The sequence below is a fragment of the Aeromicrobium sp. MLTX1 genome (genome assembly GCF_046452335.1).
Lineage (GTDB): Bacteria > Actinomycetota > Actinomycetes > Propionibacteriales > Nocardioidaceae > Aeromicrobium.
Genome location: NZ_JBKFDN010000006.1, coordinates 1 through 20,669, shown reverse-complemented (window position 1 = coordinate 20,669; position 20,669 = coordinate 1). Strand labels below are relative to the sequence as shown.

23 protein-coding genes are annotated in these 20,669 nt (G+C 69.3%); 17 read left to right on the top strand and 6 right to left on the bottom strand.

The genetic code is table 11. The features are described from left to right. Positions 1-195 precede the first annotated feature (195 nt). On the bottom strand, positions 196-912 hold the full coding sequence (locus ACK99Q_RS17730; RefSeq protein WP_410187426.1) for a Clp protease N-terminal domain-containing protein: 717 nt from the start codon (positions 910-912) through the stop codon (positions 196-198). A 135-nt stretch (positions 913-1,047) separates the two neighbouring features. Here ACK99Q_RS17730 and ACK99Q_RS17725 point away from each other — a divergent pair, with 135 nt between their 5' ends. The 13 genes from ACK99Q_RS17725 to ACK99Q_RS17665 all read left to right on the top strand — a co-directional run bounded on the left by ACK99Q_RS17725 (position 1,048) and on the right by ACK99Q_RS17665 (position 12,817). Then, on the top strand, positions 1,048-1,896 hold the full coding sequence (locus tag ACK99Q_RS17725; RefSeq protein WP_410187425.1) for an ABC transporter permease: 849 nt from the start codon (positions 1,048-1,050) through the stop codon (positions 1,894-1,896). Next, complete coding sequence (locus ACK99Q_RS17720; protein ID WP_410187424.1) at positions 1,893-2,639, top strand: ABC transporter ATP-binding protein; 747 nt, start codon at positions 1,893-1,895, stop codon at positions 2,637-2,639. The genes ACK99Q_RS17725 and ACK99Q_RS17720 overlap by 4 nt, the downstream gene beginning before the upstream one ends. After that, the gene (locus ACK99Q_RS17715; RefSeq protein WP_410187423.1) at positions 2,636-3,793 is read left to right on the top strand and encodes an acyl-CoA dehydrogenase family protein; all 1,158 of its coding nucleotides are present in this window, start codon (positions 2,636-2,638) and stop codon (positions 3,791-3,793) included. The genes ACK99Q_RS17720 and ACK99Q_RS17715 overlap by 4 nt, the downstream gene beginning before the upstream one ends. A gap of 25 nt (positions 3,794-3,818) precedes the next feature. Beyond that, a complete protein-coding gene (locus ACK99Q_RS17710) occupies positions 3,819-4,880 on the top strand; it encodes an ABC transporter substrate-binding protein (protein WP_410187422.1) in 1,062 nt (353 codons plus the stop codon). A 30-nt stretch (positions 4,881-4,910) separates the two neighbouring features. Beyond that, on the top strand, positions 4,911-5,576 hold the full coding sequence (locus ACK99Q_RS17705) for an ABC transporter substrate-binding protein (protein ID WP_410187421.1): 666 nt from the start codon (positions 4,911-4,913) through the stop codon (positions 5,574-5,576). Between the two features lie 33 nt (positions 5,577-5,609). Next, on the top strand, positions 5,610-5,885 hold the full coding sequence (locus ACK99Q_RS17700; protein WP_410187420.1) for a hypothetical protein: 276 nt from the start codon (positions 5,610-5,612) through the stop codon (positions 5,883-5,885). Then, the gene (locus tag ACK99Q_RS17695) at positions 5,885-6,955 is read left to right on the top strand and encodes an LLM class flavin-dependent oxidoreductase (RefSeq protein ID WP_410187419.1); all 1,071 of its coding nucleotides are present in this window, start codon (positions 5,885-5,887) and stop codon (positions 6,953-6,955) included. Before ACK99Q_RS17700 ends, ACK99Q_RS17695 begins: the two co-directional genes overlap by 1 nt. Beyond that, positions 6,952-7,854, top strand: a complete 903-nt coding sequence (locus ACK99Q_RS17690) for an amidohydrolase family protein (RefSeq protein ID WP_410187418.1) — start codon at positions 6,952-6,954, stop codon at positions 7,852-7,854. Before ACK99Q_RS17695 ends, ACK99Q_RS17690 begins: the two co-directional genes overlap by 4 nt. Then, positions 7,851-9,050, top strand: a complete 1,200-nt coding sequence (locus tag ACK99Q_RS17685; RefSeq protein WP_410187417.1) for an SfnB family sulfur acquisition oxidoreductase — start codon at positions 7,851-7,853, stop codon at positions 9,048-9,050. Before ACK99Q_RS17690 ends, ACK99Q_RS17685 begins: the two co-directional genes overlap by 4 nt. Then, the gene (locus tag ACK99Q_RS17680; protein WP_410187416.1) at positions 9,047-9,565 is read left to right on the top strand and encodes a flavin reductase family protein; all 519 of its coding nucleotides are present in this window, start codon (positions 9,047-9,049) and stop codon (positions 9,563-9,565) included. Before ACK99Q_RS17685 ends, ACK99Q_RS17680 begins: the two co-directional genes overlap by 4 nt. 322 nt (positions 9,566-9,887) lie before the next feature. Continuing rightward, positions 9,888-10,859, top strand: coding sequence for an AraC family transcriptional regulator (locus ACK99Q_RS17675; protein WP_410187415.1), 972 nt, complete (start codon positions 9,888-9,890; stop codon positions 10,857-10,859). 27 nt (positions 10,860-10,886) lie between these two features. Beyond that, positions 10,887-11,825 (top strand): polysaccharide deacetylase family protein, encoded by a 939-nt coding sequence (locus ACK99Q_RS17670; RefSeq protein WP_410187414.1) that lies wholly within the window; start codon positions 10,887-10,889, stop codon positions 11,823-11,825. Further along, positions 11,816-12,817, top strand: coding sequence for an NADP-dependent oxidoreductase (locus tag ACK99Q_RS17665; protein ID WP_410187413.1), 1,002 nt, complete (start codon positions 11,816-11,818; stop codon positions 12,815-12,817). The genes ACK99Q_RS17670 and ACK99Q_RS17665 overlap by 10 nt, the downstream gene beginning before the upstream one ends. Before the next feature lie 38 nt (positions 12,818-12,855). Here ACK99Q_RS17665 and ACK99Q_RS17660 read toward each other — a convergent pair whose 3' ends face one another. The 3 genes from ACK99Q_RS17660 to ACK99Q_RS17650 are packed head-to-tail and all read right to left on the bottom strand — an operon-like array spanning position 12,856 to position 16,304. Continuing rightward, on the bottom strand, positions 12,856-13,782 hold the full coding sequence (locus tag ACK99Q_RS17660) for an NAD-dependent epimerase/dehydratase family protein (protein WP_410187412.1): 927 nt from the start codon (positions 13,780-13,782) through the stop codon (positions 12,856-12,858). A gap of 21 nt (positions 13,783-13,803) precedes the next feature. Further along, positions 13,804-15,375 (bottom strand): succinic semialdehyde dehydrogenase, encoded by a 1,572-nt coding sequence (locus ACK99Q_RS17655; RefSeq protein WP_410187411.1) that lies wholly within the window; start codon positions 15,373-15,375, stop codon positions 13,804-13,806. Positions 15,376-15,377: 2 nt separating this feature from the next. Continuing rightward, the gene (locus ACK99Q_RS17650; protein WP_410187410.1) at positions 15,378-16,304 is read right to left on the bottom strand and encodes an acetoacetate decarboxylase family protein; all 927 of its coding nucleotides are present in this window, start codon (positions 16,302-16,304) and stop codon (positions 15,378-15,380) included. A 163-nt stretch (positions 16,305-16,467) separates the two neighbouring features. Here ACK99Q_RS17650 and ACK99Q_RS17645 point away from each other — a divergent pair, with 163 nt between their 5' ends. The 4 genes from ACK99Q_RS17645 to ACK99Q_RS17630 all read left to right on the top strand — a co-directional run bounded on the left by ACK99Q_RS17645 (position 16,468) and on the right by ACK99Q_RS17630 (position 19,968). Then, a complete protein-coding gene (locus ACK99Q_RS17645; RefSeq protein ID WP_410187409.1) occupies positions 16,468-17,046 on the top strand; it encodes a TetR/AcrR family transcriptional regulator in 579 nt (192 codons plus the stop codon). 92 nt (positions 17,047-17,138) lie between these two features. Beyond that, positions 17,139-17,852 carry a type 1 glutamine amidotransferase domain-containing protein gene (locus ACK99Q_RS17640; RefSeq protein ID WP_410187408.1) on the top strand — a complete coding sequence of 238 codons (714 nt, stop codon included), beginning with the start codon at positions 17,139-17,141 and terminating at the stop codon, positions 17,850-17,852. Positions 17,853-18,007: 155 nt separating this feature from the next. Further along, the gene (locus ACK99Q_RS17635) at positions 18,008-19,390 is read left to right on the top strand and encodes a hypothetical protein (RefSeq protein ID WP_410187407.1); all 1,383 of its coding nucleotides are present in this window, start codon (positions 18,008-18,010) and stop codon (positions 19,388-19,390) included. A 59-nt stretch (positions 19,391-19,449) separates the two neighbouring features. Further along, a complete protein-coding gene (locus ACK99Q_RS17630; RefSeq protein WP_410187406.1) occupies positions 19,450-19,968 on the top strand; it encodes an N-acetyltransferase family protein in 519 nt (172 codons plus the stop codon). A 139-nt stretch (positions 19,969-20,107) separates the two neighbouring features. Here ACK99Q_RS17630 and ACK99Q_RS17625 read toward each other — a convergent pair whose 3' ends face one another. Both ACK99Q_RS17625 and ACK99Q_RS17620 read right to left on the bottom strand, forming a co-directional pair. Next, complete coding sequence (locus ACK99Q_RS17625; protein ID WP_410187405.1) at positions 20,108-20,296, bottom strand: hypothetical protein; 189 nt, start codon at positions 20,294-20,296, stop codon at positions 20,108-20,110. A 175-nt stretch (positions 20,297-20,471) separates the two neighbouring features. After that, positions 20,472-20,669 (bottom strand): hypothetical protein (locus tag ACK99Q_RS17620; protein ID WP_410187404.1); only part of this gene is annotated, 198 nt, incomplete at its 5' end.

Below are 20,669 nucleotides of genomic sequence, written 5' to 3'. Positions count from 1 at the left end.
CGAAGCCCATGATCGTGATGCACGACGTGTTGCCCGACCGCGCCTTCGACTCCGTGATGCGCCGGGCGACCGGCGTCCCGTCCGACTGAGTCGGAGCGAGCACGGATGAGATGCGTAGTCTCGTGAATTCACATCCTGCCGCCGCTGATGCGTGGGGGCATGACTCGCGCCTGCAGACGAGGCACGGCAGTTGGCTCAGGGGAGGGTGCCCTCCTGGAGGTGCCGCTCGATCCGGTCGAGGCGCGCGACGATGTCGGCCAGTGCCAGGAGTTGGGGGCGGTCGCCGCGGCCACTGGTAGCGCGACCGTAGGCGATGCCCTCGTTCAGGATCGTCAGGGCCGCCGGGGTGATGACGTCCTGGACGCCGAGGTCGCGCAGGGCGCGCCCCGCAGGACCTTCGTCGGCCAGCAGCCCGACGATGACGTGGCTGCCGTTGATGGAGTCGCCGTGGCGCTCGTGGGCCTCGTCGTTCGCGATCCGCAGGACGCGGAGGGCGTCTTCGGAGAGGCGCGGCTCGCCCTGCCCGTCCTCGGAGTCCTCCGGCTCCGGCGGGGCGTGCCGGTCGAGCGACTCGGCGATCCGGGTGCGGCTGAAGCCCGCGTTCTCCATCGCGTGGAGGATGAGGCTCTCGTCCTCGTCGAGCAGGCCCCGTAGGACGTCAGCGGTGCCGACCTCGTCGCTCCCGCGTCGTGTCGCGCGCTCGATCGCGCTGCGCACGAAGCCGGCGACGTGGGGGTTGAACGGCATGTCGACGCCTTCGGCGACGGGCAGTGACTCCGCCTCGACGGCGGGACGCTCCAAATCGTCGACGGCCTCCGCGAGCGCCGTCTGGCAGATGCGCGATACCGGGATGCGGGCGTCCTTGACGCGCGCCGCGAGCTCGTCGGGAAGGTACACGTTGATCTTGGGCACGACCCGATCCTTCCATCCGTCGAGACGGTCGGCGACGGAAGGAAGGTCTCGTATCGTGGACGTTGTCGGGTAAGTCTAGTAACTCACTTATGTTTGGGGTCATACGTATAACCCCAACCCAGTGAGGCGAGCACCATGACCGTCACCTCCACGGTGCGCCCCGCCGCTCCCGCGGCCACGGCGCGGCCCCCGAGGCCACCTGCCGCGGCACGTCGCGGGTCCGGCCGGGCCGCCGAGATCGCCCGCCGGGCGTCCGTCGTCGTTGCGATCCTCGTGGCCTGGCAGGCGGCGTCCTCCTGGGGATGGATCGACCGCTCGACGCTCGCGTCGCCCGCCGAGGTCGCGTCGCTGTTCTGGGAGCAGCTCGGTGATGGCTCCCTGGCGACCAACACGTGGGTCTCGCTGCGGCGTGTGCTGATTGGGCTGTTCATCGGCGGCACGATCGGCACGATCGCCGGGCTGGTGGCCGGTCTGTCCCGCGTGGGGGAGGAGCTCGTCGACACTCCGCTGCAGATGCTGCGGGCGCTGCCGTTCCTCGGTCTGATGCCGCTGCTGATCGTGTGGCTCGGCATCGACGAGTCGCTGAAGATCGGCCTCGTCACGATCGGTGTGATCTTCCCGATCTACCTCAACCTGCACAAGGGCATCCGGGCCGTCGATCCCCGCTTCGGGGAGCTCGCCTCGATGCACGGGCTCGGCCGCTGGCAGCTGATCCGCCGCGTGATCATGCCTGGCGCCCTGCCGTCCTACCTCGTCGGTGTCCGCTTCGCCCTCGGCATCGCCTGGCTGAGCCTCGTCGTCGCCGAGACGGTCAACGCGGAGGCCGGCATCGGCTTCCTGGTGATGCGCGGCCGCGAGTACGTGCGCACGGACATGATCGTGCTCGGCCTGGTGATCTATGCGGTGCTGGGCCTGCTCATGGAGTGGGGCGTCCGTCTGCTCGAACGACAGCTCCTGCCCTGGCGGAAGGAGTTCGTCGGATGAGCGTGGACGCGAGCACCTCCACCGCCGGCGGGGCCGAGGTGGTCATCGACTCCTACACCAAGGCGTACGGCGATCGCGTGATCCTCTCCGACCTCGACCTGCGGGTGCGTCCCGGCGAGTTCGTCGTGGTGGTCGGCAAGAGCGGCTGCGGCAAGAGCACACTGCTGCGCGCCCTGGCCGGACTCGACACGGAGTTCTCGGGCACGGTCGTGGCGGAGGGCACCCGCTCGTTCGGATTCCAGGACGCCCGGCTGCTGCCGTGGGCCAAGGTCTGGTCCAACGTCGCGCTCGGGGTGTCCGGACGCGCCGCCGACCTGCGCGAGCGGGCCGGCGCGGCCCTGGCCGAAGTCGGCCTGGAGGACCGGCTCGACGCCTGGCCGTCCACGCTGTCGGGCGGTGAGCAGCAGCGCGTCGCCCTGGCGCGGGCGCTGTTCCGCGAGCCGGCCCTGCTGCTGCTCGACGAGCCGTTCGGTGCGCTCGATGCACTCACGCGGATCCGCGCGCAGGCGCTCGTCCAGCGACTCTGGCGAGCGCACGGCTTCACCGCCGTGCTCGTGACGCACGACGTCGAGGAGGCCATCGTGCTGGCGGATCGCGTCGTCGTGCTGGCGGACGGTGGCGTCAAGGACGTGCTGACGATCGACCTGCCGCGACCCAGGCCGCACCGGGACCCGCGATTCGGCGAGTACCGCAACCGGATCCTGCACGAGCTCGGCGTCGACGACGAGGAGGTCGTCGCATGAGCCGCGTCGTCACGTCGGCCGAGCTTGCCGCGCTGGCCGATCGCGTCCGTGAGGGTGCGGCCCGGCGCGAGGCAGACCGCGAGCTGCCCTTCAAGTCGGTCGACGCGTTCCGTGCGAGCGGTCTCGGCGGCGTGCGCGTGCCCGAGCGCTTCGGGGGCCGCGGCGGAGGCGTCCGCGACGTCGCCGAGGTCGTGCTCGCGCTGGCCGGCGCCGACTCCAACGTCGCGCAGGCGCTGCGCTCACACTTCTCGATCATCGAGCGGCTCGTCGGCCCGACGCCCACGACTGATCGCGAACGGTGGCTGCGGGTCATCGGTGACGGAGCCCTCTTCGGCAACGGCACCACCGAGGTGGGCACCAGCTCGCCGACGGAGTTCCGCACACGGCTGACGCGACGGGACGGCCTGCGCCTCAACGGCACGAAGTACTACTGCACCGGCACGATCTACGCCGACCGCATGAGCGTGCTCGCGCTCGACGACGGGGACGCGCTGGTCACGGTGATCGTGCCGACCGACCGCGAGGGCGTGCAGGTGCTCGACGACTTCGCGGCCATGGGCCAGCGACTCACCGCCAGCGGCACGACGCACTTCGACGACGTCGTCGTGCACCCGGACGAGATTCTCGCGCCGGTTCCCGCGGACCAGCTCGACCCGGCGGGTCCGTACCGCCAGCTGCACCTCGCGGCGGTCTCGGCCGGCATCAGCCGCAATGCCCTGGTCGACGCGATCGAGTTCACGCGGACCAAGGCGCGACCCGGCCCGCACAGCCTGGCGGCCAGCGCGGTGGAGGACCCGTTCGTCCAGCAGGCGGTCGGCCAGCTGGCGGCGCACGCTCTCGCGGCGGAGTCCGCCGTGCGAGCCGCGGCCGACGCCCTCGACGATGCACTCGCCGACGGACGACAGGAGGCGCTGCAGGACGCGGCGACGACCGTCGCCGCGAGCCAGATCGTCGCCGGCGAGGCCTCCCTGGCGGCGGGCCGGCTGCTCTACGACACCGGCGGTGCCTCGGCGCTGTCGACCTCGCTCAACCTCGACCGGCACTGGCGCAACGCGCGCACGGTGGCCAGCCACAACCCGCTCGCCTACAAGGCCAAGGTCATCGGCGACCGGGCGCTCAACGGCACCGACGTCCCCGACAACGGCTACTTCTGATCCGCCTCCCACCCGAAGGAACACCATGACCATCACCGACACCCGGACCGACGTCAGCGAGCTCTGGTACACGCGCTGCCCGGTGCCCACCGCCTCGAGCCTGGCGATCTCCACCGGACTGCTCGACGCCGAGTTCGCGGCCGACGGCATCGAGGTGCGCTCGCTGCTGACCTCCGGCGACGAGCGCATCCGGCAGTCGCACTTCGACCACACGCAGCCCCGCTCGTTCCGCCAGGGCGGCAACATCCCGCCGATCTGGTCGGCGTCCCGCGGGACGAGCCAGCGCCTCGTCGGCCTGTCGTGGGTCGAGCATGTCCAGCACGTCGTCGCGCGCGCCGACTCCGGCATCACCTCGGTCGAGGATCTCGCGGGCCGGCGCATCGGCGTCGCGCGCCGCGTCAACGACCAGATCGACTTCTGGCGCGCCACGGCGCTTCGCGGACTGGAGGTGGCGCTGGAGTCGGGTGGCCTGCAGTTCGGCGACGTCACGCTCGTCGACCTCGAGGAGACGCGCCCCTACATCCCGGCGGACTCCTCCACGCTCACGGGCTCGCTGTTCAGCGCGTTCACGAACAAGCGGCTCCAGGCCAACGAGGTCGAAGCGCTCGTGCGCGGCGAGGTCGACGCGATCTACGTCAACGGCATGCGCGCGGTCGACGTCGAGGCGTTCTTCTCGCTGCACGTGGTCGTCGACGTGGGTGCGCTGCCGGAGGCCCGCCAGCGCGTCTCCAACATCGCGCCGGTGGCCTTCACCGCCAGCACCGACCTGATCGACGAACGACCCGACCTCGTCGCGCGCTACCTGGCCGCGAGCCAGCGCGCCGCGGCCTGGGCGCAGGACCACGAGGACGAGGCTCGCCGCATCATCGCGAACGAGGTGGGCTTCGTCGAGGAGTTCGTCGACCCGTCGTTCGGCCCGGGCCTGCACACCCGTCTCGAGGTGAGCCTGGCCGAGGACCTCGTCGACGGCATCCGGGTCCAGAAGGACTTCCTCCTGCGTCACGGCTTCATCACCTCCGACGTCGACCTCGACGCCTGGATCGACCCCCGACCCCTGCGTGCGGCTGCCGAGCTGCTCGCCGGCTGACCCGTCCCCCCACCACCGGAGAGAACCCTCATGAGAACCACCCGAACCCTGCTGACCTCCCTGCTCGCCGCGGCCGCGCTCGTGCTGGCCGCGTGCGGCGGCTCCTCGGACGCCGCCGACGAGGAGGGCGACGTCACGATCCGCGTCGGCGTTCCGCGCAACTTCGGCATCTTCAGCACGATGTGGGTGCGCGACGTCCAGCCCGAGGGCGTGAAGGTCGAATACTCGTACTTCCCGAACTTCCAGGACATGCTCCAGGCGCTCAACGCCGGGAAGATCGACATCACCGAGATCGGCGACATCGGCGCGATCCAGTCGTACGTCAACGGCGGGCAGGTCCAGGCCGTCGCGGTCTCGGAGCCCAACCCGAACCAGTCGGGCATTCTCGTGCCGAAGGACAGCGACATCCAGGGTCCGGCCGACCTCAAGGGCAAGCGCATCAGCCTGCTGCGCTCGACGAACGCCTACCCGTTCGTGCTGCGCTACATCGAGAAGGCCGGACTCACCGAGGACGACATCGAGATCGTCGAGATCACCGGGCCGGACGCGTTCCAGGCCTACGACAAGGGCGAGCTGGACGCCTACTCCACGATCGACCCGAACATGGCCGACTCGCAGGAGCGCACCGGCTCGCGTCTGCTGACCACCGCTGACGGCTACGTGGAGAACCTCTACCCCTATGTCGCCACGACCTAGGCGATCGAGGAGAAGCCCGAGGCCATTCGCGCGGTGCTCCGCGGGGTCGCCGACACGATGGCGTGGATCCCCGAGAACCGCGAGGAGCAGGCGAAGCTGCTGGCGCCCGAGCTCGGCTTCAGCGAGACCGCGATCGTCACCGCGTACGGACGCGGCGCGAAGGGCCTGCAGCCCATCGACGATGACTTCCTCGACGGCGAGCAGGAGTGGGCCGACCTGTACACCGAGCTCGGCATCCTCGAGAAGGAGGTCGACGTGCGCGACGTCTTCCTGACCGACTTCAACGACGCGGTCGAAGGGACCAAGTGATGACCTCGTCCGAGCCGAAGTTCGGCGTGTGGGCGCTCGTCAACGGCAACTGGGGAGCCAAGCACCACCCCGAGGATCCGTTCGACGCGTCGTGGCGGCGCAACCGTGACCAGGTCCTGCTGGCGGAGGAGCTCGGCTACGACAGCACGCTCGTCGCCCAGCACACGATCAACCCGTCCGACGACACGACTGCTCACCTCGAGGCGTGGACGGCGTCCGCGGCCCTGGCTGCGCTCACCGAGCGCATCGAGATCATCACCGCGATCAAGCCGTTCCTCTACCACCCGGCGGTGCTGGCCAAGCAGGCCCTGCAGATCGCCGAGATCAGTCAGGGCCGGTTCTCGATCAACGTCGTCAACGGCTGGTTCAAGCCCGAGCTGGAGAAGACCGGACTCGCGGGACTCGACCACGACCAGCGGTACGCCTACGGCACCGAGTGGCTCGAGGTCGTCAACGCCCTGTCGTCCGGGGAGCGCGTGACCTACGACGGCCGCTGGTTCTCCATCGACGACCTCCAGCTCGTGCAGGGCGATCCGGTCACCCGGCGCCCGACGGTCTACGTCGGTGGCGAGTCCGACCCCGCGCGCGACCTCGTCGCGCAGCACGGCGACGTCTGGTTCATCAATGGCCAGCCGATCGAGGACGTGCGCTCGCTCATCGACTCGGTCGCCCGGCGGGCGCGGACGGGACCCCCAGTCCGGTACGCGCTCTCGGCCTACGTCATCGCACGCGAGACGGGGGCTCAGGCGCAGCAGGCGTTCGACGAGGCGTGGGAGCTCAAGCGGCGCGAGGCCGCGGCCCTGGAGGCGCTGCTCAAGGGCACCGATGAGCAGGCCGTGATGTTCTCGACCTTCGCCAAGAACCCAGCGGTCGGGACGAACGGCGGCACCGCGGCGGGTCTCGTCGGCACGTATGACGAGGTGGCCCGCCGGATCGTGCAGTTCCACGAGCTCGGGATCGAGACGTTCATGCTGCAGTTCCAGCCGGTCGAGGAGGAGATGCGCCGCTTCGCCGAGCACGTCGTGCCGCGGGTGCGCGAGCTCACCGCCACGCGCGTGGGAACACGATGACCGCGCTCGATGTCGTCGACGTCCACGTCCACTACCTGGGGCCGCGCTGGCGGCCCCAGGTGGCCGTGGCCTCGGCCCGCAGCGGCCGGTCACGGATCAACGACCTGACCGACGTCCTGGAGTCGGCGCGCGATGTCGCCGTGCGGGTGCTGAACGCCCCGCCGGCCCTCGCTCGGTCGGCCGACGAGCCACTGCTGCCGTCGACGATCGCGCAGGTCAACGACCACCTCGGCGAGGTCGTCGCGGCACACCGCGACCGGCTCGCGGGACTGGCCACCGTCGACCTCTGGCAGGGCGACGACGCCGTGAGCGAGATCGAGCGGGTCGCCGGGCTGGGCCTGTCGGGCATCGTCGTGGACGCCGCTGCCGACGGTGGTGAGCGCCTGCTCGACGACCCCGTCGTGCTCGAGCCGCTCGATGCGGCGCGTGACCTCGGCGTCCCGGTCTTCGTCCACCCGATCTTCCCGCAGGGTCTGACCGGGCTGCTGGACCCGCTCGGCCGACCCGGCGTGCTCCTCGCGCGAGGGACGATCACCGCGGCGAGTCTCGTGGCCCTGCTCGTCGAGGCCGACCGGCGGGGGACCCGACTGCCGACGATCATCACGCCGTCGCTGGCGGCCTCAGCGATCTCGACGGCCGCCTTCGCGAGGGTCGACGCCTCTCGCCTGCACTTCGACACGATGGGCTTCCACCCCGGGACGATCGCGTACCTGGTCTCCGAGGTGGGCGCCGACCGCGTGCTGGTGGGCAGTGACAGTCCGATCGTCGCCGACGACCTCGGCGCCGACCACGTGCTCGACACCTTGACCGCCGCGGGACTCGATGCGGAGCAGGTCGCGGCCGTCGCGGGCGGCAATGCCCGCCGCGTGCTGGGGCTGCCCGCCCGGGAGCTCGTGTGAGCGCCTCGGTCAGTACGGCCGAGCGACTGACGTCGCACGAGCACGCGGTCGAGGTCGCCGGTCGGCTGGCCGACGAGTTCGCCCCGGGGGCCGCGCGCCGCGACCGCGATCGCGTTGTCCCGCGCGAGGAGCTGGAGCGGATCGGGCAGTCCGGCCTCCTCGCGCTGACCGTGCCGACCGAGCTCGGGGGAGCCGGCCTGGGAGCCGCGACGGTGGCCGAGGTGACCCGACTGCTCGCCGTCGCCGACGGCTCGATCTCGCAGGTCCTGCAGAACCACTACGTGTTCGTGCGGGCGTTCCTGATGCACGGTGACGCCTCACAGCGCCACCGTCTTGCCGCGCGGGTCGTCGACGGGGCTCGCCTCGGCAATGCGCTGTCGGAGCGCGGAGGTCCCCGCACCGGCGTCCTCACGACGCGTCTCGCCGCGACGGACGACCCGGGCCGCTGGCGGCTCTCGGGGCGCAAGTACTACGCGACGGGTGCGCTCACTGCCCAGATCGTTCCGGTGCGGGCGCGTGGCCTCGACGGCGGCGACGTCTTCGTCTACGTGGATCGCGACGCGCCGGGCGTGGAGGTGATCGACGACTGGGCGAGCCTCGGCCAGCGCGGCACGCACTCGGGCACCGTCGTGCTCACTGACGTCGAGGTGACACCCGACGACGTGATCGCCCCGCCCGCGCCTGTCGAGCGACCGACCGCCGACGGGGCGTTCGGCCAGCTCATCCACGTCGCGATCGACGTCGGCCTGGCCGAGGGTGCTCTCGCGGCGGCGGTCGACATCGTGCGCACGAGCGCACGCGTCTACGCCGACAGCACCGCCGAACGGGCCAGCGAGGACCTGCACGTGCTGTCGGAGGTGGGGGAGCTCGAGATCCTGGTCCGTGGTGCGCTCGCCCTGCTCGGCGAGGCCGCGCGCCGGGTCGACGAGGCGGGCGAGCAGCCCACGTCCGCGCAGGCCGCCGAGGCGTCGGTCGCCGTGGCCGCCGCGAAGGTGGCGGCCTCACGGACCGCGGTGCGCGTGGCGAACGAGCTGTTCGCGCTGGGCGGCACGTCGTCCACGGACGAGTCCCTGGGACTGGACCGCTGGTGGCGCGACGCGCGCGTCCACACGCTGCACGACCCCGACCGCTACAAGCTGCACCACATCGGCAACTGGGTGCTCAACGGGGTGCGGCCCGCCGGAGCCCTGCTGTGAGCGCCGCGGCCCACGACGGCGTCCCGGCACCGGCTGAGTCCGGTCCGGAGCTCGAACGTGCCTTCCGCTCGGCGATGGGAAACGTGGCCACGGGTGTCGCGGTCGTGACGACGCTGGCCGACGGGCGCCCGCACGGCACCACCGTCAGCGCGTTCCAGTCGCTGTCGATGGAACCGCCGATGATGCTGTTCAGCCTCGGCAACCGGTCGGTCCTGCTGGAGCGGCTGCGGGTCGGGGCGCGGGTCGGGGTGAACGTGCTCGCGGCGCACCACGACCAGGTCGCGCTGCGGTTCAGCCGCAGCGGCGGCGACAAGTTCGCCGATCTCGCCTGGCGACTCGAGGACGGGGCGCCGGCGCTGCCGGACCGCCACGCGTGGGTGAGCCTGCGCGTCGCCAGCCTCGTGCCGGGCGGCGACCACACCGTTGTCCTCGGGGACGTGCTGACCGCGTCCGCCGCGAGCGGCGCCCCGCTCACGTACTGGCAGCGCACGTTCGGCACCCATCACAGCTTCTAGGCGGTTCGGCGCTCAGCGCGATCTCACTTCACTGCACGTTTACTGCACGGATTGATGCGTAGTGGCGTTGATCTGCGCGCTACAGAGGGCATCCTCAGAGCGCTGATCTATCAGCCATTCCAGCAGCGTTGGAACGGGCATCGATGGGAAGGGGTCAGGAAGCGCCCCGATTTCTTCCAGGGGTTGCAGGTTCAAATCCTGCCCCCGCTACCACGAAGATCAGGCCCGGAGATCCATCGGATCTCCGGGCCTGATCGCGTTCCGAGGCCGCGCGCTCACCTTGACCGCTGACGCCACGACGGTGCCGTGGCACGATGTGGCCATGGTCACATCGGGGCGCTTCGTCAGCGTCGGGCCCACTGGTGCGGTGGACGGTTGGCAGCGCAGGGTCTCCGATCTGCACGGGAACCACCGGATCGAGGTGCCTGACCAGCAAGCGCCCTATCACGGTCGACTCGATTGGCACGCGACCGAGCTCTATCGACTGGTCTCCTGGTCCGGTGAGCCCGAGCGCCTGGTCAGGGGAGCGACGGAACTGCGAGCCGATCCGGTCCAGATGTACGAACTGGTGGCACCTCTCGAAGGCGAGGTGGTCCTGGAGTCGACAGCCCGTTCGAGAAGGCTCGGCCCGGGTGACATGGCCTTGGTCAGCCTGGACGCCCCGGTCGCCACCACCCACACCGGCCACTGCCGAGCGATGGGCTTCCTGATCTCGGAAGCCGAGGTTCGCGATCACCTGCAGCCTGCCGCGGCGCTGGCCTGCATCGATCGGCGAAGCGGACTCGGGTACGTCGCATTCGAGACCCTGAGGTCGCTCCACCTTCAAGCGGGCACCATGACCAGCCCGGCGTTCGACACTGTCGCACGACACCTGCTCGACCTGCTGGTGCTCGCGAGCCGGAGCCACGACGCCGTCACCACCGATCACCTGGCCGACATCGAGGCGGCGATCCGTCAGCAGGTACGCCAGCGGGCGGGCGACCCGACGCTCGACGGCGAGTCGGTCGCCGCGGCCCTCGGCTGGTCGCTTCGTCAGGTTCAGCACGTCCTTCGACGGGCCGGAACCACGCCGAGCGAATTGATCCGAACCGAGCGACTTCTCGCGGCGCGGGAGCTCCTGATCACGTCGACGGCCCGCCACCTGTCCGTGAGTCAGGTGGCACACAGATGTGGCTTCACGAGCCACGCGGTCTTCTCTCGGGCCTTCCGCGCCGAGTTCGGCATGTCTCCGACGGCGATGCGCGAGGAGAGCGCGCGTGTGGTCAAGAGGTCGACGCCTTCCGCAAAGGCCTAGCGTCACTGGGTGATTAGCGTCACGCCCATGAAGATCGCATTCACCATTGACGAGCTCCTCCTGTGGGAGGGGACGCCCATGCCGCGCGGCTACACCCCGAGCACGGTGCTCCGGGGCGTCGTGGACGCTCTGCGCGAACACGAGGTGGCCGGCGCCTATGCCTTCCCCCACACGCAGCCGATCGCAGCTGATCCGTCCCGAATCGAGATCATCGAGAGCTGGGTGGACGCCGGCCATCACATCGGCAATCACACTCACCACCACGCGTGCCTCAATTGGTTGGAGGCCGAGGCGTATTGCGACGACATCGAACGTGCCGAGGAGTTCATCGGCGAATTCGTCGAGCAGGCACCGACCAAGTACTTCCGCTACGCGATGGACATGACCGGCCGGTCGGAGGCGAAGCGCGGACAGGTCGAGGACTTCCTCACCGAGCGCGGCTACGTGAACGCCCCGATCACCGCATGGTTCGGAGATTTCGCGTGGACGGCTCCCTACGCGCGAGCGATCGACACCAACGACGCACCAGCGGTGCGGATGCTGCGCGAGACCTATGTCGACGCGGCTGTCGCCAAGCTCCAGGAGCATGCCGCGGGGGCCCGCCGTCTCTTCGGGACCGACATCCCCTACATCTGGCTGATCCATGGCACTCCACCCGCCCAAGATCTCCTGGTCGAGATCCTGGACCGGTTTCGCCAGCTCGGAGCCGAGTTCGTGACCCTGGAGGAGGCGATGCGTCACCCGGCGCACCGGTCGATGCCGCCCGTGAGCGGGAAGTTCCGCAACCACCTGCAGCGGTTCGGGATCCCGCTCGGGGACGAGTTCGGGGAAGTCGGTCTCGAGACACTCCTCAAGGTGACCTCCGCCGCGCTGCCCGAAGGCGAGAACCCCATGGCCGTCTACGACTCGTTGATCGACGGCATGGTCGCGCGGTCCGGTGGGGTCAGGGACTGGGAGTGGGCGTGAGCTCGAGCCGGGCCGTCGTGCTGTCTCGCCGACCATCCGCCGTGGATGACCTGGAGTGCTTCGACCTCGTCGACCGCCCCGTTCGCGCCCTGGCGGACGGAGAGGTGCTGGTGCGGGTGACGACGATCAGTGTGGACCCGTCGATGATTCCTCGACTGGTCACCGCCACCTACGCTCCCGCGTTCGAGATCGGCGCGCCGATCGAGTCGCGCGCGGTCGGGGTCGTGATGGAGAGCCGCTCGGAGCGGATTCCCGCTGGTGCGACGGTCCTGCACTGGGGCGGATGGCAGGAATTCGCGGTGGTCCACGAGTCGACGGTCGACATGCTCGAGGTGACCGATGACCTGACGGCCGACCTGTGGCTGCACGTACTCGGTGCACCCGGGCTGACCGCCTACGTCGGTATCGATTCCGTGGCACGGGTCCAGCCCGGCGACGTGGTCTGGGTCTCTGCTGTGACCGGGGCCGTTGGGTCCGTAGCGGCTCAGCTGGCGAGGGCGCGGGGCGCGTCCGTGATCGGGTCCGCTGGTGGTGCGGAGAAGGTGGACCACGCGACATCGATCCTCGGGGTCGAGCACTGCCTCGATTACCGAGAAGGTGACTTGGTCGAACAGCTTCGGCGGGTCGCACCTGATGGCATCGACGTCTACTTCGACAACGTTGGCGGGACGCACCTCGAGACCGCGCTTCAGGTGCTGAGGGTCGGGGGAAGGATTGTCGCCTGCGGGATGATCTCGTCGTATGGGCAGCGCGATGTGCGCGGTGTCCGGCATCTCGACAAGGTCATCAGCTCGCGGCTGACGATCGGGGGATTCCTCGTCGCCGACCACCTGGACAAGCGGCCGGACTTCCACGCCGAAGCTCGGCGCATGCTGGGTGACGGCACCTTGCGCTACGACATTGCTCGGTTCGAGGGGCTCTCGGCGGCGCCCTCGGCACTCGCCTCGCTCCGACAGGGGAACAAGCTCGGGAAGGTGCTCGTCTACCTCTGACATCCTCTCGGCGACGGAGGTGGCCCAGGAACGTGAATTCACGGACGTGATCGAAGCAGCGCGGTGATCCCCTCGCGATAGGTCGTGACCTCGAACGCGGGGAACCGCTCGGCAAACGCGGTCGAGTCGAAGACGTTGTCGTCGCGGTAGCGGGGGAGCAACTCGGACGCCTCCTCGACCGCGGGGTTGAAGCGGCCGGCCAGCCGGAAGGCGAGCGCCGGGACCGTCGTGTGGCGGATGCGGCGTCCGGTGACCTCCGAGGCGATGTCGATCATCTCGGCGTAGGTGAGGCGCTCCGGGTCGGTCGGCAGGTGCCAGGTCTGGCCGTAGGCATCGGGCGTGTTGCCGATCAGACCCATCCCGCGACTCGCGTCGGGTGTCCAGATCAGCGTCCTCTTGGTCTGGGCGCTGATCGGGACCAGGGGGCGCTTGCCCTGGTTGATGCGGTCGAAGATCGCGGAGTTGGTCAGGCTCTTGGTCTTGTCGGGGCCGTAGAACTCCGGCGCCCGGCAGATCACCGCCTCGATGGTGCCGGCCTGTATCTCGTCGAGCAGCATCTGGGCCACCCGGGCGCGGACGGTCGCCTTGCGGCCTTCGGGCTTGAAGGCGGTGTCCTCGACCTGGCGAGCCGAGGTCCGGGGGTACATGTAGGTGTTGTCGAAGAACACCAGCTTCGTGCCGTGCCGCTGGCACGCGGCGATGGCGTTCGCCATCATCACCGGGAACTGCTGTTCCCAGAGGGCGGAGTCGATGGGAAGCCCGACTGTCAGGTAGGCGATCTCGGAGCCCTCGACGGCGGCCGCCGTGGCATCGGCGTCCATCAGGTTCGCCCTGACGAGCTGGTCGGAATCGTGGACTCTGCGGGGGTCGCGGCTGACCAGCCGCAGGTCGTGGGTGACGTTGCCGTGGAGGTAGCGGGCGAGCTCTTCGGCGATCTGGCCGTTGGCTCCCAGGATGGTCTGCATGCATGATCCTCGTCTGTGGTGCTACTTGACGCGCGGCAGGCGCTTGGCCAGGCGCAAGGCTCGGGTGGCGATGCGCGCGTAGGTCTGGGGGTTCATGCCGTCGGGGACGCCGACTGGCAGGAGACGCTCGACGGCGATGGTCTGGGACTCGGTGTACTTCAGGATGCCGTGCTCGCCGTGGCGGCGGCCGACGCCGGACGCCTTCATCCCGCCCATGGGCGCGTCCATCGATCCCCAGGCGGCGGCGTAGGCGTCGTTGACGTTGACCGTGCCGGCCTCGAGCCGTGAGGCGACGCGGTAGCCGCGCTTCTCGTCGGAGGTCCACACACTGAAGTTGAGGCCGAAGTCGCTGTCGTTGGCCTTCGCGATGGCCTCCTCCTCGTCCGCGACCCGGTAGAGCGAGACGAGCGGCCCGAACGTCTCGTGGGCGTACACCTCCATGGTGTCGTCGACGTCGGTCAGGATGGTCGGCTCGTGGAAGAAGGGGCCGAGGTCGGGACGTGCCCGGCCGCCGGCCAGCACGGTCGCGCCCTTCGCGATCGCGTCCTCGACGTGGCGGACGACCGTGTCGAGCTGCTTCTGCGACACGAGCGAGCCCATGTCGCCGGAGTAGTCGATGCCGGCGGAGAGTCTCATGGCCGTCGTCGCGGCCGCGAGCTTGGCCGTGAACTCGTCCCACAGCGTCGCCGGGACGTAGATGCGCTCCATGGAGATGCAGAGCTGGCCGGTGTTGGAGAAGCTGGCGCGGATCGCGCCGGCGACCGCCTTGTCGACGTCGGCGTCGTCGAGCACGAGCAGCGCGTTCTTGCCGCCGAGCTCCATGGAGCAGTCGATGAGGTGCTCGCCGGCCTGTGCTGCGACGGTGCGGCCGACAGCGGTGGACCCGGTGAACATCAGGAAGTCCGAGTTCTCGATGATCGGCGTCCCGAGCTCGGCGCCGGACCCGGTGACCACCTGCACGAGCCCGGCTGGCAGGCCGGCCTCCTCGAGAAGCTCGACGGCCCAGAGCGCCGCGTAGGGTGTCTGCGCGTCCGGCTTGGTCAGCACGGCGTTGCCGGCCACGATCGCGGGTAGGGCATCGCTGATGCCGAGCGTGAGCGGATAGTTCCACGGAGAGATGACACCGACCAGGCCCTTGGGGTGGTGCAGCTCCCACACCTTGGTGAGCGCCAGCTGCGCCCCTTGGCGGCGCTTCGGCTTCAGGTAGTCCTCGGCGGTGTGGGCGTAGTAGCGCGACGCCATCGCAACGTCGAGGATCTCCTCGAACGCATGCCGCCGGGCCTTCCCGTTCTCGAGCTGGATGAGGTCGAGCACCTCATCCTGGCGCGACAGGACGAGGTCGTGGAATCGCAGCAGCACGGCTGCGCGCTCCTCCACGGGCCGGGAGGCCCACGCCTTCTGGACGCTCCGCGCCAGCGCCGCCGCGGCCGCCATGTCGTCGGGGGTACAGCGCGGGACCAGCCCGAGGACGGAGCCGGTCATGGCGTTCGTGACCTCTTGGCGCGTCTCGGGATCCGCGGCGTGGACCCGGGCGGCGAGCGCGTCCAGGCGGGCGGTGTCGATACGGGGACTGAGCGAGTGCGTGGTGGTCATGGTCACCTCGCCGGAACGGAGACGGGCACGGGAAGGTGCAGGGCGTTCTGGCATGCGGTCGCGACGTCGAATCGCAGCGCCCTGATCGGCTTGAGCGATCGAACGTCATCGGTGAGACGGCCCGAGCCGAGCTCGAGAGAGCCGCCGCGGGGCAGAACTCGGCTGCCGGCAGCGAGCGTGTTGGTCTGGCTCAGTGTCGCGTTCCAGCCGTTCCCGAGCTCGGTGTAAGACGTCAGCGTCGAGACGTTGGTGCCGCTGGCGAACTCCTTCTGGCTCGGCGTGGCGACGTCCAGCGCGATGTCGGTGCCGCCCTCGTCGTTGGCCACCCGAGCGGTGGTGCGGCGCGCGTCGATGTCGACGTCGATCTCGGTCACCCACTTGGGGAAGCCATAGCCGTCATGACCGCGGACCTGGGCGATCTCGGTGTTCACGGGCAGCGACAGGACGTACGCATGGATCGAATCATTCCCCAGCGACGACAGAAGATCCGCGGTCGCGCGGTTCCCGTGGTGCGCCGGTCGGACGGCGACGGCGACCGTGGCCTCGGTGTAGAAGTCGATGTCGCACACGTCGTAGCGGAAGAACACCACCGAGAACAGGCCAAGACCGGGGGCGACCTGGAGTGGGTCGAGTCCCTTTGGCAGCCGTGAGCGCAGCGCCTTCGTCGGGGCGAGGAAGGTCAGCTGCGCCTTCGACATGGCGTAGTAGAAGTTCGGGGTCCGGGTCGGTCCGATGGCCGACTGCACCTCCGTCTTGGAGAGGCTCTCGAAGAAGTCGACGGTACGCACTCGCGGGTCCGCTGCGACGACGTCGAGGTCGGTGTCCATGCGGTACGTGTCGTACAAGCCACCCCTGGGGATGGTGACGGTGTGCCCGCCGAGATCGACCTCGACCGTGTCGCTCGTGGACTCGTGCGTCGCGTGAACCATGGTCCGAACTCCTCGCTGATGTATACGGTGCTTACATGGTAGATTAGGCCGCGATGTAAGCATTGTCAACATCGCGGGAGGAGGCTGTCGCGGCGTTTCGGCCGCCCGACCGCTGGGGCACGCGCCATGCTTGAACCGAACTACGCAAGGAGGACCTCGCGCCATGACCGTCGCGCCCAAGAGCACCTACCACCACGGAGACCTGCGCGCCGCGCTGCTGGTGACCGCCATGGGGATGCTCGAGCGTGGCGAGCCGTTCTCCATTCGAGCCGTGGCGCGCGAGGCCGGCGTGTCACCGACCGCGCCCTACCGGCACTTCCCTGATCGCGAGGCGCTGGAGTCGGCCCTGGCCGCCCAGGGCTTGCGTGACCTCAAGGCGGACCTCACGCGCGATGGCGAGGTACCGGCCAGTGTCGAGGAGCTCGCCGACCTCGGAGTCACCTACGTGGACTTCGCGCTGCGGCGCCCCGCACTGTTCCGGCTGATGTTCGGCAACGAGTGCGACGACGAGAACGACGAGCGGGTGCGCGCGGCTTCCGACGTGCACGAGCTTCTGGCGACGGCCATCACGGACGTCTTCCCTGACGGCGACCCGGTGGACCTCGCGCTCGGCGGCTGGGGCCTCGTGCACGGCCTTGCCTGCCTCTATCTGGACCGCAAGCTCACCGGACCCACCCTCGACGAGATCGCGGGTCAGGTGCGTGCCTCACTGATCGCCGTACTCACCACGCACGCCTCCTGACCACGCGCGCTCTGCTGGTCGTCGTTGTTGACTCGCCGTCGGGCTCGGCGCTACCGTCGATGTAAGCAATGCATACATGGAGGAGAGGACTCGTGACTGATCCCCAGGGACGCCCTCGCAGACCCACGCGCATCCTGCACGTGGTGACCAACGTCGGCCATTACGACGATCGGGACCACCGCACCGGGCTGTGGCTGTCCGAGCTCACCCACGCCTGGCACGTCTTCGAGGACCACGGCTTCGAACAGACATTGGTGAGTCCCGCCGGAGGGGAGGTGCCCCTGGAGCCGCGGTCCCTGAAGTTCCCGAACGAGGACAGGACCGCGAAGGCATGGCGCGCCGACCCCGCCAGGATGGAACTGCTGCGGCACACGCTGAGCCCCCACCAGGTCGACTCGACCGACTTCGACGCGATCTACTTCACCGGTGGCCACGCCGTGATGTACGACTTCCCGGACAGCGAGGGACTCCAGCAGATCACCCGCGAGATCTACGAGCGCGGCGGCATCGTCGCGTCCGTCTGCCACGGGTACTGCGGACTGCTGGAGACCAGGCTCTCCGACGGCAGCCACCTCATCGCGGGCAAGCAGATGACCGGCTTCGCCTGGCAGGAAGAGGTGCTCGCGCGGGTCGACCGGCTCGTGCCCTACAACGCGGAGGAGCGCGCCAAGGAGCGCGGAGCGCACTACGAGAAGGGCAAGCTCCCCTTCGTTCCGTATGTCGTCGCGGACGGGAACCTGATCACCGGTCAGAACCCGGCATCGGCGAAGGCGACGGCCAAGAGAATCGCTGCCGAGATCGGCTGAAGGGCCATCGAGGCGGCGCCCGCCGGTGTATGCGCCCGATCTCTAAGGGAGGTCGCAGGTTCGAATTTTTCCCCCGGGTACCCGCTGGGCCCGACGTAGCGCTTCGGCCTCGCCGCGAGGAATACGCCGAACCGAGGCCATCACGTCCGCGCTCGGTGACGATGGGCGACAATGAGACGGTGATCGGAGCGAATCTGGCTGCAGCCTCCGTCGCTCTGCTCGCTGCGTGCCTCCTGCTGCCGGTGCGGGCCTCCGCTGCGGCGCGACCGATCGCCATCCTGTGCATGGCAGCGGCCCTCTGGTCGGTCGGTGCTGCCTGGACCTACGCCAAGCCCGGCCCGAACGCCATCGCGAACGCCTGCATTCTCGCGGCCGCCGCCTCCGCCGCAGCCGCCGCCTTCGTGGCTGCCCAGCGACTCGTCTCGGGTCGATGGTCGATACCCACCCTCGTGATGATCGTGTTGTTCGTCGAGCCGATCGTGATCGTGTTCGTCCGCCTGGTGGTGTCCCCGGACCTCACCTCGGCCGAGTTCCGCCGTACCGTGCCGTTCATCGTCCACGCGGCCTACTGCTTCGCCCTGCTGCTGAGCGTGATACTGACGTTGAACATCCGTCAGCGGCACCCTCAGCGTCGCGTCCGGATCTTCGTCCTCACGTCCCAGGTCCTGGTGATCGCGATCATCGCGATGGAGGTCTCAGCCAGCGAGCAGACGCAGTTCGTGCTGGTCCTGGCCGCCCTCTTCGCCGTCTGGGTGGCGCGCCACCCAGACGATTGGAGTACCTCGAGAGCTCGGGCCGACAGTCTGCTCAACGCCATCGGCGTCTTCCTGTTCGTGTTCGACCACTTGGGCCGGCTCAAGGACTGGAACGGACCAGCCGATCGGCTCATCGAGCTGATCACGGGGGATCGGCCACAACGCGAGCTCACCGCCGCGGAGATACTCGGTCGGCCGCTTCCGTTCGAGGATGGCGAACCGATCGACCTCGACCTCGTGGGCGGGCGCATGCGCACCTCCGCCCACATCCACCGGGTCGATCCCACCTCGCGAACAGGACGGAGCGATTGGGTCGTGATGCTGCGGCCTGTGCGGTCCAGCGTGAGCACGTCGTCGTTCCCCTCGATCTCCGGAGCCCTCGCCGGTCACGACCCCGCCACGCAGACCCTCAACCAGCGCGAGACCATCGACCTCCTGCGCGCTGCCACGACGAGCAGGCACGCCGCGGTCCGTGTGGACGTTCTCCCTGCCGACGCTCAGGCTCGCGAGGACGAGACCATGTTCGTCGTCGCCCGGCGCCTGGAGATGATGTTCCCCGGCGCGCGCTGGGGACGACTCGCGGACTGGGCCTTCGTCGCCCTGTTCAAGCCCGCCCAGGCTCAGCAGGCGAAGCTGCTCATCGACGACGAGGCGCAAACGGCCCTAGGCCTCGATGCGTCCGTCGCCACCACGATCTGTGTGCCCACGCCGGGTGAGGACGCCGAGCGCTTCGTCCGGCGCGTCCAACTGCTGCACAGCCCCTATGGCTCGTCGGACCCTTGATGGCAATGTCCCGACACACAGGACGGATCACCTGCTCCGTCCCCGTGAAAGGACACCTGATGAAGAACAACCCCCGTTCCCAGTCCACCCACGTCCGTCCGGCCCGCGTGACCGACGTGCCCAGACTGGCCGAGATGATCCAGGCCCTCGCCGACTTCCATGGCGAAGGTGAATCCTGCCGGATGACCTGGCCCATCCTGCGCATCCAGCTCTTCGGAACCGATCCCACCCTGAGGGCTCACGTGGCCGAACGCGACGGGCGCATCACCGGGATGGTGCTGTGGTACCGCACGTACTCGACCTGGGACGCCGCGCCGGGCATCCACGTCGAGGACTTCTACGTGGACCCTGAGGCCAGGGGCCAGGGCACGGGTCTGATCCTGATGACCGAGCTCGCCCGACTCGCCGTCGACCAGGGCTACACCCGCCTGGAGGGTCAGGTGATCAGCAGCAACCCGCTGCGCAGCGCCCTGGTCAGTCACGGCGGCGACCAGATGGACGTGTGGGAGACCTACCGCATCGATGGGGACGACCTGCTGGCACTGACCGGCCGAGAGCCGGCGGCCGCCGCCATGTGAATCCGACGGTGGCCACGGTCGATCCCGGCCGTGGCCACCGTCCACGGCCAGCCGTCTCCCACGTGCGTGTGCATGCTGGACGATGCGAGATCCCGTGCCGTCGCCGACACGCGGCGAAGTGACGCGCCTCGGCCCCGTATCAACCTGTGACCTCGACGCCGCTCATCTGTTCTGACAACGCCCACACACGCTTCGAGTCGTCCAGATCCTCGAGCGGCTTGTACAGCTTCTGCTCGGCCGGTTCCCCGGCCAGGTTCCCCAGCCCTCCAGGGCCGTAGAAGCGACCGCCGACAGCATCGGGGGAGGTTGCGGCATACAGGGCGGCCATGCCGGCCGATTCCACCGTCCCGACCAGTCCGTTCGTAGTGGGGCAAGGCGCTCTTGGCGAAGTACGCCCTCACGCTCGCGCGGTAGGCATCGGGGTCGGGTTCGAAGATGTTGCGTTCCATCAGTCTTCCTTCGTTGATCGTCAGGGCGGTCCGGCGAGGAGGAACGTCTCCGGCTCAGACGTTGCGGCGGTACTGGCCGCCGACCTCCAAGAAGGCCTCGGTGACCTGCTGGAACTCGTGCAGGCGGCGCAGCTGGGACTGCTTCTCGTCCTCGGGCGCACGAGCCAGGGCGAGCTTCTGCGGCACCTCGTCGCCGTGCGGGTTCTTGAACGTGTTGACGCCGACGATCGGCAGCGAGCCGTCGTGCTTGCG